At 52.5% G+C, this 670-nt stretch carries 1 rRNA gene (only partly in view); it reads left to right on the top strand.

Annotated elements, in window-relative coordinates:
• Positions 1 to 670 (top strand): 16S ribosomal RNA (locus LFYK43_RS12745) (its annotated part continues 1,170 nt past the right edge of the window); the annotation flags it as partial.

Below are 670 nucleotides of genomic sequence, written 5' to 3'. Positions count from 1 at the left end.
GGTGATGATACGTAGCCGAACTGAGAGGTTGATCGGCCACATTGGGACTGAGACACGGCCCAAACTCCTACGGGAGGCAGCAGTAGGGAATCTTCCACAATGGACGAAAGTCTGATGGAGCAACGCCGCGTGTGTGAAGAAGGTCTTCGGATCGTAAAACACTGTTGTCAGAGAAGAACACGTGCTAAAGTAACTGTTAGTGCGCTGACGGTATCTGACTAGCAAGTCACGGCTAACTACGTGCCAGCAGCCGCGGTAATACGTAGGTGGCAAGCGTTGTCCGGATTTATTGGGCGTAAAGGGAACGCAGGCGGTCTTTTAAGTCTGATGTGAAAGCCTTCGGCTTAACCGGAGAAGTGCATTGGAAACTGGAAGACTTGAGTGCAGAAGAGGAGAGTGGAACTCCATGTGTAGCGGTGAAATGCGTAGATATATGGAAGAACACCAGTGGCGAAAGCGGCTCTCTGGTCTGTAACTGACGCTGAGGTTCGAAAGCGTGGGGAGCGAACAGGATTAGATACCCTGGTAGTCCACGCCGTAAACGATGAATGCTAGGTGTTGGAGGGTTTCCGCCCTTCAGTGCCGCAGCTAACGCAGTAAGCATTCCGCCTGGGGAGTACGATCGCAAGATTGAAACTCAAAGGAATTGACGGGGGCCCGCACAAGCGGT

This window comes from Ligilactobacillus salitolerans (genome assembly GCF_003864415.1).
Classification (GTDB): Bacteria; Bacillota; Bacilli; order Lactobacillales; family Lactobacillaceae; genus Ligilactobacillus; species Ligilactobacillus salitolerans.
The sequence above is the reverse complement of the archived record's forward strand: the minus strand, read 5'-3'. Positions and strand labels throughout refer to the sequence as shown.